This is a genomic window from Nocardia carnea, from assembly GCF_029868325.1.
GTDB lineage: Bacteria > Actinomycetota > Actinomycetes > Mycobacteriales > Mycobacteriaceae > Nocardia > Nocardia carnea_C.
This window is the reverse complement of sequence record NZ_JARWNW010000059.1, coordinates 1-14,448: the sequence shown is the minus strand read 5'-3', so window position 1 is coordinate 14,448 and position 14,448 is coordinate 1. Positions and strand designations below refer to the sequence as shown.

The window sequence follows — 14,448 nt, the reverse complement described above, 5'->3', positions numbered from 1 at the left end:
GGTTTATTTCGTTTGGTAGGGGGGTTTTAAAAAGACTACGAATCATTTGTTCTATGTATCCGGCCTAATTCCGTAACAGCCCCCCTATGTGGTGGGGGCCGAGCGGGGGGGGGGCACGGGGGTCCTCGACGCCCGTAGCGTCGAGGACTTCGCCGCCGGACACCTCGCGGGATCGGTGAACGTGGGCTTCGATGGCAGGTTCGCCGAAACCGGCGGCATGGTCGCCGAGGTGGGCGAACGCATTGTTTTGATCACCTACCCCGGCGAGGAGCAGGACGCGGCGCTGCGGCTGTCCCGGATCGGCTCGGACAATGCCGTGGGCTATTCGAATATCGGCGCAGACGGAGTGTTCCCTACCGAACTGGCCGACCTGGTGCAAGCCGCGCCGCGCACCACTGTGCCGGAACTGGACCGCCTGCTGGCTGCCGACGCGGTCACTCTGGTCGATATCCGCAACCCGGGCGAACGTGATCTCGGGATCATCCCCGGGGCGATCGCAATTCCGCTGGCACAGCTGCGGGTTCAACTCGAGCAGGTCCCCACCGGCCGGCCGATCGTGGTGCACTGCGCCGGTGGGTGGCGGTCGAGTGTGGCGGCGTCGTTGCTGCGTGCGCAGGGCTTTGCGCAGGTCTCCGATCTGGTCGGCGGCTACAACGCATGGGCCGACGCGCAGATCGAGGAGGCCTCGAAATGACCTTGGAAGGGACGAAATCGGCCGAGCCGCACCAGGCCGCGCAGCATGCGGGTGAAGCACCATCCGCGACACGCGGGGGCCCGATGGCGCGGCTGGGTTCGGCCATGGCAGTAAATGCCACATGGGTATTCGGCGTCTGGGTGATCGTATTGATCGCTCTGGGCGCGGCGGCGCCGACTGTTTTCAGCTCACTGGCCGGCGCGGGATGGCAGGCCAACGGCTCGGAATCGGTGCGGGTCCGCGAACTCGCGGAGGAACACTTCGGCGGCAACTCTTCGGCTGCCGTCCAGGTGGTGGTGCACTCCGACACACAGCAGATCAGCGATGCCTCGATGCAGAAGACGGTGGCCGAAGCCACCGCCGTCTTCGCATCGGATCCTCGATTCGGTGAGATCATCGCCCCGCAGCCGGGATTGTCGATCAGCCCGGACGGACACACCGGCATCATGATTGCCGGAGCGAATGCCGGCACCGACGACATGGTGAAAGCGGTCGACGAACTCAAAGAAGAACTGACCGCACTCTCAGGGGACGGGATCGAGGTCTATCCGACCGGGTCCTCCGCTTTGTGGAGTGACTTCAACAAGGCAAACCACGATGCCATGATCAAGGCCGAGATGTTCTCGTGGCCGGTGACTCTGGCGATCATGGTGCTCGCTTTCGGCTCCCTGGTCGCAGCCGGATTGCCGCTACTGCTGACCCTGGCCGGGCTCGTGGCCTCGGCCGGTGGCCTCGTACTCCTCAACGAGGTGACCCCGATCTCGGTATGGGCGATGAACTTCGCGATGATGTTCGCCCTCGCCCTCGGCATCGACTACGCCCTGTTCATCGTGGCGCGTTTCCGGGATGCCCTCCGCAAGAACACCGACCGGCAGAAGGCAGTCGCCGAGACCATGGACACCGCCGGCAAGGCGATCGTGCTCTCCGGTCTCACCGTGCTGGTGAGCCTGTCCGCCGTACTACTCGTGCCCGCCCCCGCGGTCCGCACGATGGCCGTGGGCATCATGCTCGCCGTAGTCTTCGTTCTCGCCGCCTCCGTGACGCTGCTCCCAGCGGTCTTGGCAAAGCTGGGCAGCAAGGTCGATGCCGGCGCGCTGCCCTTCGCGAAGCACCAGCACCCTCGCTCCCCGAAGTTCGAGGCATGGGGCAGGCTGTTGCACAAGCATCCGTGGCCGTTCGCGATCGGTGCTCTGCTGGTGCTGGTCGCCATGGCCGTACCGGTCCTGGGCCTGAAGGTCGCCATGCCGTCGATCGAGGTAGTTCCGGAAGAAGCCCCGGTCCGCCAGGGGTACGAACTCGTCCAGGCTCAGATGGGTGAGGGCGCACCCGGCATGCTGCAGATCATTACGCCCGCAGCCGATGCCGGCGCGACCGCAACGGCTGCCGCCGGAACCCCGGGAATCAGCATGGTCACCCCGCCGCAGCCTGCCATGGACGGTGCCGGCTACGCCATGCTGCAAGCACTCCCGGACGTCGACCCCTCGGACGAGAAGATGGGCACTATATTGTCGCAGCTGCGTGCCGATCTGCCCGACGGCGCGATGGTCGGCGGCGCGCCTGCGGAGAACCTCGATCTACAGCAGGCGCTCGACGACTACCTGCCGGTAATCATCGGAGTCATCCTCGTCCTCGGCTTCCTGCTGCTGCTTGTCGCCCTGCAGGCACCGTTGATCGCATTCATCGGGACCCTGGTGAGCCTGCTGTCGACCGCGGCGGCGTTCGGTATCGCGAAGCTGATCTTCCAGGACGGTGTCGGTGCGGGCCTGCTCGGATTCGAACCGCAGGGCTTCCTCGATGGCTGGGGACCGGTGTTCTTCTTCGCGATGATCTTCGCGATCGCGATGGACTACACCGTCTTCCTGCTCTCGACTGCCAAAGAACACTATGAGAGCTCCGGCGATCCGGGCGACGCGCACATCATGGGGCTTGCGCATTCCGGGCGGGTGATTCTCGCCGCCGCGGCGGTGATGGTGGCGGTGTTCTTCACCTTCGCTCTATCGGAGCCGCTACCGCCGAAGGAGATGGGCATCATCCTCGGTGTTGCCGTACTGCTGGACGCACTGCTGGTCCGACTGATCCTGTTGCCGGTGGCGCTGACCTTGACCAAGCACGCCGCATGGTGGTCCCCGTCATGGCTGCGCAAGGCGCTGCCGCGCATCACCTTCTCGCACGGCTGAGCTGCAGAGCGCGTGACCATTCCGATCTCGCTCCTTCTGGGCTCCGTCATCGGAGTCCTCCTCGGCCTGCTCGGGGGTGGCGGGTCGATCCTTGCCGTTCCCGCCCTGGTCTACGGCCTCGGGATTCCGTTGCACGAAGCAGTTCCGATGTCGCTGATGGTGGTGGGTATCGCGTCGCTGTTCGGCGCCATCCCCAAAATAGGTGCCGACCTGGTCCAATGGCGTGTTGCGGCGGTATTCGCCCTCTCCGGATTCCCGGCCGCGTTCGCCGGAAGCGCGGTGAATCGGCTACTCCCCGAGGCACTCACTCTTGCCGGCTTCGCCATTGTCATGATTGCGGCGGGAGCCCGGATGTTGTGGAGCACCGAGGGCACCGGCACTGCGTGCCGAGTGGAAGGTTCGACCATCAACTGGCGCCGATGCACCTCCCGCGCCATTCCGTCCGGTCTCGGTGTCGGCTTCCTCACCGGACTTTTCGGCGTCGGCGGCGGCTTTCTCATCATCCCCGCCCTCGTCCTGCTTCTGGGCATCGAAATGTCCGTCGCGGTCGGGACCTCCCTGGTGATCGTGACCGCGAATTCCGGGTCCGGCCTCGTCGCATACCTCGGCAATCCCGGCCTCGACTGGTGGATCGTGGCGACATTCACGGCAACTGCCGTCGTCGGCTCACTCATCGCGGGCCGATACGGGAGAAAAATCGACACAGGCCGACTACAGAGGTGGTTCGCCTACCTGGTCTTCGCGGTGGCGGCCCTCGTCCTCGGGCAGGTGATATTCATTCGGTGAGCCACGAAGATGGTTACTCTGCGCCTACCCCCAGGCGGAGAGTATGCCTGAAGTGGGGCATGCCCGGAGAATACCCCCAGGCGTATGGTGGACAGTGCACACGATCAAAGTCAGTACGCGCTCTTGCGCCACCCGCCGACCCGAAAACCGAACGCAGAAAGGACAATCCATGGATATCGCATTGTCGGCCACCCTGCCCGGCACCGGCTTCGACGAGGCCGTCGAAAGGACCCGCACCGCACTGTCCGAACAGGGCTTCGGGGTGCTCACCGAGATCGATATGCAGGCCACCCTGAAGGCCAAACTCGGCGAGGAGATGGAGGAGTACCTGATCCTCGGCGCCTGCAACCCACCGCTGGCGCATCGAGCCGTGGGCGTGGACCGGCAGATCGGACTGCTGTTGCCGTGCAATGTGGTGGTCCGCCGCGACCCCACCGCTGCCGATACCGTCATCGTCGAGGCGATGAATCCCGACATCATGGTCGAGGTCACCGCCGAACCCGCGCTGAATCCCGTCGCCGCCGAGGCGGCGACGAAACTCCGTGCCGCTATCGACTCCCTCGGCGCGCACTGATTCCGTGCATCACTCGATCTGCCACCCGGCACTGCCCCGCATCATCGAAACCCTCGAGGCCCGGCTCCGGCGATCCGATTCCTCGGGCGGTGCACGCCGTAACCAGGTCCACCCTCCCGTACCTCGCGGACTGCTCACGCCCCGGTCGGCACCGAGCCGAGCGGAATGACATGGGGGCGGCCATGGGTGGGTTCGGTGATCACTTGGGCGGTGAGCCCGAATACGTCGTGCAGAATCTCCGGGCGCACGACTTCTGCGGGCGGGCCCTGGGTCACGATGGCGCCGGCTTTCATTGCGACGAGGTGGTCGCTGTAGCGGGCGGCGAGGGAGATGTCGTGGAGGACCATGACGACGGTGCGGTTGTGTTCGCGGTTCATGCGCACGATCAGTTCCAGCAGTTCCACCTGATGCGCCAAGTCCAGGTAGGTCGTCGGCTCGTCCAGCAGCATGATGCCGGTTTCCTGGGCGAGGGTCATCGATATCCAGGCGCGCTGGCGTTGTCCGCCGGAGAGTTCTTCGAGTCGGGTACCGGCCAGGTCGAGGATTCCGGTGCTGGTCAGGGCGTGCCGGAGTGTTTTCTCGTCGAGGACGGAGAACTGTTCGTACCACCGTTGCCGAGGGTGGCGGCCGCGGGAGACGAGGTCGGCGACGGTGAGGCCGGGTGGGGCGGTAGGTGATTGGGGCAGGATGCTGATGCGGCGGGCGACCTGCCGGGTGGGTTGGCTGCCGATGGGCACGCCGTCGAGCAGGACCCGGCCGGAACGGGGTGCGATGAGCCGGCCGAGACCGCGCAGCAGGGTCGATTTGCCGCAGCCGTTGGGGCCGATGATCGAGGTCACCGCTCCGGTGGGGACGTCGAAGGTCATATCGGTGACGACGTCGGCGCCGCCGTAGCCGAGGGTGAGGTTCTCCGTGCGCAGTACGGACTGGGTCACGTAAGCCTCCTCTGGTTCCGCAGGACGAGATAGATGAGGTACGGCCCGCCCAGTACCGCGGTGGCCACACCCACCGGCAGCGATACCGACAGCGCGTTCGCGGCGACGGTATCGGCGACCAGGACGAACACCATGCCCACCAGGCCGGACAGGAACAGCGGCGGGACGGCCGCACCGGTGAGCAGCCGCGCGATCTGCGGGCTCGCCAGCGCGACGAATACGAGCGGCCCGGCGATGACGACGCCGGCGGAGGCCAGGAGCGTCGCCAGCATCAGGGCGGACAGCCGGAGGCCGCCGATCCGTACGCCGAGGCCGATCGCCACATCGTCGTCCATGGTGAGCAGTACCAGCCGCGGCGCCAGCAGCAGCGCACCGGCCAGCAGGGCGAGCGCCAGCAGGCCCATCGGCCGCACCAGCAGCCAGTCCGTACCGTTGAGCGAACCGGACATCCAGGTCAGTGCCTGGGCCGCGTTCGTGACATCGCCGAGTGTCAGCAGCCACGTCGTCAGGCTCACGGCCAGCCCGTTGATGCCGAGGCCGACGAGCACCAGGCGGTAACTGTCGAGAGTCCCGGACCAGGAGAGCAAGTACACCACCACCCCGGCCAGCACGCCGCCGGTGAAGGCGGCAACCGGTAATCCGACCTCCGCGGCGATACCGCTCAAACCCGCCGCCCCGCCACCGGCCAGCACCAGCACGGAGACGGCGCCGAGCGACGCACCGGCGGTGACGCCGAGGATATCGGGGCTGGCGAGGGGGTTGCGGGCGACGGTCTGGGTGATCGCGCCCGCCATTGCCAGGCAGGCGCCCGCGATAATCGCCCCGACGGTGCGCGGTGCCCGGAACTCCGTCACGGCGAGATGAACCCGGGTATTCGAATCGTCGCCGAGCAGCGCCCGGACGACCTCGTCGAGCGGTAACGCGGAACCACCGTTGGCCACATGGATCGCGGCGGCGGCCAGGACGAGCAGCAACAGCGAGACCCCCACCGTCAGCGCGCGCGGTGCGATACGCACGGAGACCGGCCCCCAGCGGGCGACGCGGGTGGGGGCGAGGAGGTTCGGGGTTGCGCCGCTCATACGGTCACCAGCCGGCGGCGGCGGGCGAGAAGTACGAAGAACGGCGCTCCGATCACCGCGAGCACCACCCCGACCGACAGCTCACCCGGCCGTGCGATGACCCGGCCCGCGGTATCGGCCAGCAGGACCAGCACGATCCCGAATGCGGCCGCCGCGGGTACCGAACGCCGGTAGTCGGCGCCGACGAGGGCCCTGGCGATATGCGGCACCAGTAGTCCGGCGAAGGCGATCGGGCCCGCCATGGTGACGGCGGATCCGGCGAGCAGGGTGATCGCGGCGATCCCGGCGCACCGGGCGAGCGGTATCGAGGTGCCCAGCGACCGCGCCGTATCCTCGCCGAGCGCCAGCGTATTGAGCGCACCGATGTTCAGTACGGCGAGCAGCAGCCCGGCGGCCACGAACGGCCACATTGCTTCGATCGTGTGCGGGCGCGCCGCCAGCGAACCGACCTGCCAGAAACGCAGGGTGTCCAGGGATGCGCTGTCCAGCAGCGCCAGTCCGGTGACCAGGCCACCGCAGAGGGCGGCGACGGCCGCACCGGCCAGCACCAGGGTGACCGGTGTCGCCCCGTGCCGGGCGGCGGTACCGACGGCGAATACCACCACACTCGCCGCCAGGGCTCCGGCGAACGCCAGGCCGGCTTCGGCGTGCACGGGGAGGCCGCCGAACAGGAAGGTCGCGGCAACGATCGCAAGTGCCGCTCCCTGGTTGATGCCGAGCAACCCCGGTTCGGCCACAGCGTTACGCGTATGCCCCTGGGTCAGGATTCCGGCGACCCCCAAGCAGGCTCCGGCGGCGATACCGATGAGGGTGCGGGGCCAGCGGAGCTCGCGGATGGTCACGTCCATATCGGTGCCGGTGGGCGTGAAGATCGCATGCCACGCCTCGGCCAGATTCGAGGGACTGCTGCCGACGCAGACACTCAGCAGGACGGCCGCCAGCACGGCGGCGACCGGTACGACGATCATTAACAGCGGTGAACGGGCGGAGCGGAGACTGTTTCCCGGCGTGAGCGCTGCGATATTCGGGGAGTCGGGCGGATCCGCGGTGGTGTCCTTCAGCACCGGTGCGCTCGCGAATGCGGTGTCGACATCTCGGTACTCCTTGCTAAGGTCAGCCCTACGTTGGGCAGCCTATCCTTATTCGGCAACTTCCTGCAGCCCGGCCCGGATGAAAGGTCACCTCATGAGAGGAACGTCCACTCGATCGATCGCGCGGCGATCACTGATCTCTCTCATGGCATGCGGCCTGGTGTTCGCGGGCGGCTGTAGCGGTTCCGGCGAAACGGAACCGGGCGCGGCCGGTAGCGGCGCCGCGATTTCGGTCGAACACGCTATGGGCGTCACGAACATCGACAGCCCGCCGGAAAGGGTCGTCGCGCTGGACCCCAGCTATGCCGACGCGGCGTTGCTGCTCGGCGTTCCCCTCGTCGGTTACGTCCAGTACCGGGCGGATCCGGGCAATCCGTTCCCGGACTACCTGGGCGATATCGACGACAAGGTTGCCGATTCCGTCAACGTCGGAACGACGGCCGAGCCGAACCTGGAGCAGATCCTGGAGCTCGAACCCGACCTCATCGTTTCGGCCAAGGTACGACACGAGTCCCTCTACGATCAGCTGACCAAAATCGCCCCCACCGTGTTCTCCGAGTCCACCGGCCCGACCTGGAAACAGAACATCGTCCTGCTCGGCGAGGCGCTGGGCCGTAAGGACCGGGCCGAAGAACTGATCACCTCTTACGAGGAACGCGCGGCCGCGGTGGGCGAGCAGATCCGGGCCCGGAAGCCCGATGTCACGTACTCGCTGGTTCGCTTCGCCGGCGAGGACACCGCCCGGCTGTATTCGAGCAACTCGTTCATCGGCGAGATCATGACCGATATGGGCATCCCGCGCCCGGCCGGCGCACCCGACAGCACGGACAGCATTTTCACGCCGCTGTCGACAGAGCAGATCCTGAAGGCGGACGCCGGTATCGTCATGGTTTCCGCCTACACCCCGCCGGGTGACGAAGGCGATTCCAGCCGCGATCAGCAGGCCCGCTATGAAGCCAACCCGCTGTGGCAGCGCCTGTCGGGCGATGTCCTCCATGTCGACGACGAGCCGTTCGTTCTCTCCGTGAGCATCCAGGGCGCACACGCCTCGATCACCGCGCTGGCCGAGCACTTCGGAGTCGACCCGCGCACGGACCTGATCCCACAGTAGAAACCGGCTTCCGGCCGGCGAGCGCCGGCGGGACAGCGGCAACCGGACGGGCGCGCGGGAGTTGATCAGCGCGCCCGTCCGGTGCGATCGACCGCCCTGGACTGCACGATCTGCTCGCGCAGGATATCGGCGTGACCGGCGTGACGCGCGAAATCCTCGCTCAACAGCAGGTAGATGAACCGCAGGCTGACATCACCCAGGTGCGGGTGCGTTTTGATGTCTTCGAGATCGTAGCGGGCGGCCATCACACGGGAACGCGCACTGGCGCATTCGAATTCGGCGATCACATCGGCCAAGGTTTCCTCGTCGCCGACCACGAAGCTGGGGTCGCCACCCGTTGTTCCACCCCCGCATTCACTTTCGGGTACGCCCGCCAGCACACGCTGGAACCAGATCCGCTCGGCGGCCGCGGCGTGTTTCACCAATGCGATCGGCGTGGTCAGCGACGCGACCAGTCGGCGGCGGGCCTCTTCTTCGGAAAGACCGCGCACCGCATTGATCAACTCGGACCGGTTACGGTCGAGCACGTGCTCGAGCATGTACCGTTCGGCACCGGTGGTGATCTGGGGTATCGACCATGTCATCGTCTTCTCGATTCTCTTGGTGGGTCAGCCTTCGATCCGGTTACAGAGCACACGCTCTGTTATGCTGCGATCATGCCTCGCCCCCGAACACACGACCTCGAGCAGCTACTGGATGCCGCCGAACGGATGGCCGTGGATTCCGGCCCCGCCGCGGTCACCGTCCGGGCGCTGTCCGAGGCCACCTCGGTATCCAATGGGGCGATCTATCACGCGTTCGGCTCGCGCCCCGGACTGATGGGCCGGGTGTGGCTGCGGGCCGCGCAGCGGTTCCTCGACTTGCAGCGTGCAGCGGTCGACAACGCTCTGACTGCGGGGGCGTCTTCCGAGTCTGCCATCGAGGCGGTCGTCGCGGCCGCGGACAGCCCGGCCGAATTCCTGCTGCAGCAACCGGTTTCGGGCCGTTTCCTGCTGATCGTACCCCGGGAGGAATTGCTCGGCTCCGGTGAGATCCCCGACGATACCGCCGGGGAGATGCGCCGGCTCGATCTCTCCCTGGTCGAACTGTTCACCGCCTTGGCACGCGGCGTATTCGACCGGGCCGACCGCGAGGCCGTCACAGTTATCCGCGACTGCGTGGTGGAACTTCCCACCGCACTATTGCTACGCGGTCGGCGAGAGCCCGATCCCGCAGTGCGTCGACGCCTCGCAGCCGCCGTCCGCGCGATTCTTACCGAACCCCTGCCACCCCGCCGCGACACCACCCCGACCACAGCGAAGTGAAAGGCAACTCCATGGCCCCCGACCTGCACTACCAGGACAAGATCGCCGTACTGACCCTCGGCGACGACGAGAACCGGTTCGCACCCGACTGGCTCGATACCGTCAACGCCCACCTCGACACCGTCGAACGTGATGCCCAGGGCCTGATCACCACCGGCAGCCAGAAGTTCTACTCCAACGGCCTGGACCTCGACTGGCTGACCGCAAACGGCGACCGCACCGAATGGTACGTCGCCCGCGTGCAGGAACTGTTCGCCCGGATCCTCACCTTCCCGCTACCCACTGTCGCCGCCGTCAACGGCCACGCGTTCGGCGCCGGCGCCATGCTGGCCATCGCCCACGATTACCGCGTCATGCGCGACGACCGCGGCTATTACTGTTTCCCCGAGGTCGATATCAATATCCCCTTCACCCCCGGTATGGCCGCACTCATCCAGGCCAAACTCAGCCCCCAGGCCGCGGTGACCGCCATGACCACCGGCCACCGGTTCGGCGGCCCGGAGGCCCTGGCCGCCGGACTGGTCGACGCCACCGCCGCCGAAGCCGAGGTTCTCACCAGCGCCGTGGACCGGCTCACTCCCCTGCTCGGCAAGAACCCCGCAACGCTGGCCGCCATCAAAACCACCATGTACAGCGCAGCCACCGCAGCACTGCGCTGACATATCGCACAGCCTCCCCCGGCCGAGCCAAAACATCGCCACTACCTGCGGTGCAGGTCTTGACTAGCGGCCGATACGGAGGAGACTGGAGATACACCGGAACAACGAAGAATGTGACGGATTCGACGAAGACGTTCGGAGAATTGCGGTGACATCCCTCGAAAGTCCGGCCAGGCCCCCGGCAAGCCAATCGGAATCCGGAACAGTCAGCGACGACTGAGGTTCGGGAATCCGATGGAGACTACCGGGGACTGCTCTGTATGGGGGGTCCCATCACCGGCGCGGCGGTCCGGCTGCGTACCAGCATGATTGCGGGTACCGCGGCGAGGACGAAGAGCCCGCCCGCCATCGCGACGTAGAGGTGCACGCCGGTTGCCGTGCTCACCGGGGCGCCGTCGGCAGTGACCCCGGGAACTCGGGTCGCCTCGAGCACCGCGTTCCCGGCGAAGCTGAAGACGACCGAGCCCAGCGCCATCATCACCGATACGAGTCCGGCGAACGTGCCGTGCCGCTCGGGCGCGGCGATACCGGTCGCGAGGTTGTATCCGGAGGCACCGATCGCGCCGGCGGCGAGGCCGACCATGGCTCCGCAGGCGATCGCCAGCGGAAGCACCGATACGCCCGCCAGCATCGTGAAGGTCGCCAGTGCCCCGACTGCGATACCGCCGACCAGGGGCAGCGCGGGGCCGAACCGCCCCGCCAGCCATCCGGCGCCGATACCGCCGATCACGATCCCGATATTGGGGGTGGCGAGCAGCACTGCCACCGTCTCGCCGTCGCCCAGCCCGTAACCGAGCCCCAGACCGGGCGGTATCTGGGCGATGAGGCTGGTCAGTTGCAGCATGCTCCGGAAGGAGCCGGCTGCCAGCACCACGGCCAGCAATGTCAGCAGGATCGGCCGGCTGAGTGCCCGGAGGTCGATGAGCGGATCGTCTGCCCGCAACGCGAGGTGCGCCCACCCCGCCAACGCGGCGGCACCAGCACCCAGCAGCGCGATCATGCCAACGGACAGCCAGCCGAGGTCGCGCCCGAGGCTGATGTAGGCGAGCACCGCACCGAGGCCGCCACCGAGCAGGAGCGCGCCGGCCAGGTCGATCCGGCCGGTGCCCCGGATCGGCGATTCCGGGATGAAGGTACGCACGCTCAGTGCCGCGACTGCGGCGAGCAGCGCCGCGGTGACGAATACGCTCCGGAAACCGAACGCATCGATGACCGGCTGCATCAGGAACGGCTCGAGGATCCCGACGACCGACGAACCGGAGGTCACGAGCCCGACCACGGCCATCGCCACCCGCGGGGTGCAGATCTCGCGGGTCAGTGCCACCGTCAGGAACACCGCGGCGAAGGCGGCGCCCTGCAGGAAGCGCCCCACGAGGAATATCCAGATGTCCGGGGCGGCGAGGCAGATCAGCGCCCCGGCGCAGGCGAGGAGCAGCGTGCCGATGAGCACCCGGCGTTTGCCGAAGATATCGGAACTCTTCGCGAGCAGCGGTGACCAGATCGCGCCGGCGAGCATCGCGCTCGCATTCAGCCACGCGGCCTGACCGGTGTCGAAATGCTCGAGCAACTGGGGCAGGACCATCATCGGCGAGCCGACGGCCACATCGGCCAGGACATTGGCCAGGGTGAGCACGGCCGCCCAGAGGACGAGCCGCTTACTCCAGCGGTGCTCTCGCCCGCCGCGGACGGCGCTTTCCAAAGTGTTTACCACTGTGCATCTTTCAGCGCGTTGGGGTGAAATCCCGGCGAGCGGTGTTACTGCCGCGCGGGGTCGTGGGCCGGCTCGATCTCCGAAGGCTCGACGGCCGGGTTCATTGCGAGCCGATGCCGTGTGTCTGCAGCGTCTTGTTCCGGGCAGCGATGGCTTCCCAGGTGGGTGGCACCAGACGATCGCGACCACTCCCGACACGGTCCTGCGCGAAGGTGACGTAGGGACGCTGCCGGGCTTCGTACCGCGCGAACGCGGTGGTGTGATCGCCGCACCTATCGAGTTCTTCGGCGAGGAAGCGGGCGCCGGTGAGCGCGAGCGAGGTACCCCGGCCGGACAGGTAGGCCGGGCTGTACCCCGCATCACCGACGAGGACGATGCGGCCGCGGTGCCAGGACGGCAGGTGGATCTGGCTCGCCGCGGTGAAGTAGAACGCGGGGTCGGCGCGTGCCGCGTCGAGCAGTTCCGGGATCCGCCACGACCGGTGGCCCGCGAACGCGTCGAGCAGGATCTTCTTCTGAGCGTCCGGGTCGTGGTGGTCGTAGTCGATCGGATCCGAGCGGAATTGGAAGTTCGCCACGGCCTTGCCCTGATACCGGAACACTCCCGCCATCCGGCCGGGGACGTTGTAGATCGAATTGGTGTTGTCGCTGTGCGCCTCCCCGGGGAGGTCGGCGAGGGCGAAGTAGACGCCGAGGTGACGGAGATAGTTGTCCTCGGGCCCGAACACCAGACCGCGTACCGCGGAATGCTGGCCGTCGGCGCCGATCACCAGGTCGTACCGTCCGGTGCGGCCCGAGGCGAAACCCACCGCGACGCCATCTTCCGCAGTGGTGAGCGTTTCGATCGATTCGCCGAACCGGATCGTCGCGGTATCCGGCAGCGCGTCAGCGAGGATTCGGACGAGGTCGGCGCGGAGCAGCTCGATATCGTCGGCGGAGTCGTTGATCTCCGCCAGCGGGATCCGGGCGATCGGCTCGCCCCGGCTGTCGACGAACTGGGTGAGCTCCGACATCCGGACCCGCCGCTCGCGGATCTGCGCGAGGAGACCCATCGTGTCCGCGACCTCGATCGCATCGCCGCGGATATCGATGGGCGTGCCGGTGCGCCGGAGGTCGCGGGCGTACTCGACGACGGTGATGTCGTGACCGCGGCGGCCGAGTTCGAGTGCGCTGGCGAGTCCGGCGATACCGGCTCCGGAGACAAGGATCTTCACGGGTGCACTCCAGGTTTGCTGAGGTGAGTAGCGAATCGACCGCAGGTCGCTGGGCGAGCCCGCAGGGCAGTTCGGCGGGCTGCTCTCGCAGCACCACCGCTAAAAGAAACAATCAGTTGCTTTTAGAGTAGCTACGATCGGCTTGCACCGCAACGCCACGCCTGGCGACAATCGGCACCCGAGCAGAGACATGAGGTGAGCGATGGCCGAACCGACCGCCGACCGGCCGACCGCGCGGCGCCCAGGCGGACGCAACGCCCGGGTGCGCGCACAGATCCTCGCCGCGACCGCCGAGCTCGTCGCGCGCGACGGTATCGCCGGCTTCCGGTACGAGGAGGTCGCCGAACTCGCCGGTGTGAACAAGACCAGCGTCTACCGCAACTGGCCCGACCGCGAGGAACTGGTCGTCGAAGCCCTGCTGCGTTACGCCGAAAATCTCGCCTCGGTCGCCGATACCGGCGATATCGATCGCGATCTGGCGGATTTCGCGCTGGCCCTCGCCGGCGGCCTGGAAACGCCGTTCGGCCGAACCCTCGCACAGGCCGTCCAGCCCGCCCGGCAGAACTCCACCGTCGAAGCACTCACCAAAGTCCTCGATCAGCGGGTGGCGGCATTGCGGCGACGTATCGACACAGCCGTCGACCGCGGCGAACTCCCGCAGGTGGACAGTTCTTTCCTGGGCGAGATGATCTCCGGCCCGGTGCACCTCATCGTCGACCGCGGTATGCGCCCGTTCACGCGCGTGGATGCGGAGCGCATCGTCGCCGTGGTGCTCGCCGGTATCCGGGCAACGGCACCGCGCGCCTGAGCGCCGCGGAGTCCGGCTACTGCTCCGCCCGCGGCCGAACGTGACATGACGGCCCGAGAGCGCACCGGCTCGGCGGCCGCCCGACACCACGCCGGCCCGGCGGCCGACCACCGCGCCCAGACGAAAAGTTGCCGGGCCCCCCCCCCCCCCGGGGGGGGGGGGCCACGATGCGCCCGGCACGATCACGCCCGTGGCGCTGGTGGTGCTGGAGCAGAAGGTCCGGCCCGATGCCCGCGACACCCTGGACTATTTCGCGAGTCAGGACGTGTCCATCAAGGTCATCTCGGGTGACAACGCCGTCTCGGT

Annotated in this window: 13 protein-coding genes and 1 pseudogene; 8 read left to right on the top strand and 6 right to left on the bottom strand. The window is 67.3% G+C overall.

Annotation, left to right across the window (positions count from 1 at the left end; translation table 11 throughout):
• Positions 1 to 91: 91 nt before the first annotated feature.
• From QH196_RS03205 to QH196_RS03190, 4 genes and pseudogenes are all read left to right on the top strand, one after another.
• Positions 92 to 694: pseudogene (locus QH196_RS03205) on the top strand (rhodanese-like domain-containing protein); the annotation flags it as partial.
• Positions 695 to 777: 83 nt separating this feature from the next.
• Positions 778 to 2,871: an MMPL family transporter gene (locus tag QH196_RS03200; protein WP_280414235.1), complete on the top strand. Its 2,094-nt coding sequence runs from the start codon at positions 778 to 780 to the stop codon at positions 2,869 to 2,871.
• A 12-nt stretch (positions 2,872 to 2,883) separates the two neighbouring features.
• Complete coding sequence (locus tag QH196_RS03195) at positions 2,884 to 3,657, top strand: sulfite exporter TauE/SafE family protein (protein ID WP_280414232.1); 774 nt, start codon at positions 2,884 to 2,886, stop codon at positions 3,655 to 3,657.
• Positions 3,658 to 3,826: 169 nt separating this feature from the next.
• Positions 3,827 to 4,231 (top strand): DUF302 domain-containing protein, encoded by a 405-nt coding sequence (locus QH196_RS03190; protein ID WP_280414231.1) that lies wholly within the window; start codon positions 3,827 to 3,829, stop codon positions 4,229 to 4,231.
• 134 nt (positions 4,232 to 4,365) lie between these two features.
• Here QH196_RS03190 and QH196_RS03185 read toward each other — a convergent pair whose 3' ends face one another.
• Genes QH196_RS03185 through QH196_RS03175 form a run of 3 tightly spaced genes read right to left on the bottom strand, consistent with a single transcriptional unit; the run spans position 4,366 to position 7,309 of the window.
• On the bottom strand, positions 4,366 to 5,166 hold the full coding sequence (locus tag QH196_RS03185; protein ID WP_432279424.1) for an ABC transporter ATP-binding protein: 801 nt from the start codon (positions 5,164 to 5,166) through the stop codon (positions 4,366 to 4,368).
• The gene (locus tag QH196_RS03180) at positions 5,163 to 6,245 is read right to left on the bottom strand and encodes a FecCD family ABC transporter permease (RefSeq protein WP_280414230.1); all 1,083 of its coding nucleotides are present in this window, start codon (positions 6,243 to 6,245) and stop codon (positions 5,163 to 5,165) included. The genes QH196_RS03185 and QH196_RS03180 overlap by 4 nt, the downstream gene beginning before the upstream one ends.
• Positions 6,242 to 7,309, bottom strand: a complete 1,068-nt coding sequence (locus QH196_RS03175) for a FecCD family ABC transporter permease (RefSeq protein WP_280414229.1) — start codon at positions 7,307 to 7,309, stop codon at positions 6,242 to 6,244. Before QH196_RS03175 ends, QH196_RS03180 begins: the two co-directional genes overlap by 4 nt.
• Positions 7,310 to 7,430: 121 nt before the next feature.
• Between QH196_RS03175 and QH196_RS03170 the strand changes: the two genes are divergently transcribed.
• Positions 7,431 to 8,447, top strand: coding sequence for an ABC transporter substrate-binding protein (locus tag QH196_RS03170; RefSeq protein WP_280414228.1), 1,017 nt, complete (start codon positions 7,431 to 7,433; stop codon positions 8,445 to 8,447).
• A 65-nt stretch (positions 8,448 to 8,512) separates the two neighbouring features.
• Here QH196_RS03170 and QH196_RS03165 read toward each other — a convergent pair whose 3' ends face one another.
• A complete protein-coding gene (locus tag QH196_RS03165) occupies positions 8,513 to 9,031 on the bottom strand; it encodes a DinB family protein (RefSeq protein WP_280414227.1) in 519 nt (172 codons plus the stop codon).
• A 72-nt stretch (positions 9,032 to 9,103) separates the two neighbouring features.
• On the opposite strand from QH196_RS03165, the gene QH196_RS03160 reads away from it, so the two are divergent.
• Together QH196_RS03160 and QH196_RS03155 are read left to right on the top strand one after the other, a co-directional pair.
• Positions 9,104 to 9,751 (top strand): TetR/AcrR family transcriptional regulator, encoded by a 648-nt coding sequence (locus QH196_RS03160; RefSeq protein WP_280414226.1) that lies wholly within the window; start codon positions 9,104 to 9,106, stop codon positions 9,749 to 9,751.
• An 11-nt stretch (positions 9,752 to 9,762) separates the two neighbouring features.
• On the top strand, positions 9,763 to 10,410 hold the full coding sequence (locus QH196_RS03155) for an enoyl-CoA hydratase-related protein (RefSeq protein WP_280414233.1): 648 nt from the start codon (positions 9,763 to 9,765) through the stop codon (positions 10,408 to 10,410).
• Positions 10,411 to 10,651: 241 nt separating this feature from the next.
• Here QH196_RS03155 and QH196_RS03150 read toward each other — a convergent pair whose 3' ends face one another.
• The gene (locus QH196_RS03150; protein WP_280414225.1) at positions 10,652 to 12,121 is read right to left on the bottom strand and encodes an MFS transporter; all 1,470 of its coding nucleotides are present in this window, start codon (positions 12,119 to 12,121) and stop codon (positions 10,652 to 10,654) included.
• 100 nt (positions 12,122 to 12,221) lie between these two features.
• On the bottom strand, positions 12,222 to 13,334 hold the full coding sequence (locus QH196_RS03145) for an FAD-dependent monooxygenase (RefSeq protein WP_280414224.1): 1,113 nt from the start codon (positions 13,332 to 13,334) through the stop codon (positions 12,222 to 12,224).
• 202 nt (positions 13,335 to 13,536) lie between these two features.
• Here QH196_RS03145 and QH196_RS03140 point away from each other — a divergent pair, with 202 nt between their 5' ends.
• The gene (locus QH196_RS03140; RefSeq protein ID WP_280414223.1) at positions 13,537 to 14,142 is read left to right on the top strand and encodes a TetR/AcrR family transcriptional regulator; all 606 of its coding nucleotides are present in this window, start codon (positions 13,537 to 13,539) and stop codon (positions 14,140 to 14,142) included.
• Positions 14,143 to 14,448 lie beyond the last annotated feature (306 nt).

Bases quoted from the DNA above. Each gene is read 5' to 3' on its own strand.
- QH196_RS03190 (WP_280414231.1), top strand. From the start codon at position 3,827: ATGGATATCGCATTGTCGGCCACCCTGCCCGGCACCGGCTTCGACGAG.
- QH196_RS03140 (WP_280414223.1), top strand. From the start codon at position 13,537: ATGGCCGAACCGACCGCCGACCGGCCGACCGCGCGGCGCCCAGGCGGA.
- QH196_RS03200 (WP_280414235.1), top strand. From the start codon at position 778: ATGGCGCGGCTGGGTTCGGCCATGGCAGTAAATGCCACATGGGTATTC.
- QH196_RS03170 (WP_280414228.1), top strand. From the start codon at position 7,431: ATGAGAGGAACGTCCACTCGATCGATCGCGCGGCGATCACTGATCTCT.
- QH196_RS03180 (WP_280414230.1), bottom strand. From the start codon at position 6,245: ATGAGCGGCGCAACCCCGAACCTCCTCGCCCCCACCCGCGTCGCCCGC.
- QH196_RS03165 (WP_280414227.1), bottom strand. From the start codon at position 9,031: ATGACATGGTCGATACCCCAGATCACCACCGGTGCCGAACGGTACATG.
- QH196_RS03155 (WP_280414233.1), top strand. From the start codon at position 9,763: ATGGCCCCCGACCTGCACTACCAGGACAAGATCGCCGTACTGACCCTC.
- QH196_RS03160 (WP_280414226.1), top strand. From the start codon at position 9,104: ATGCCTCGCCCCCGAACACACGACCTCGAGCAGCTACTGGATGCCGCC.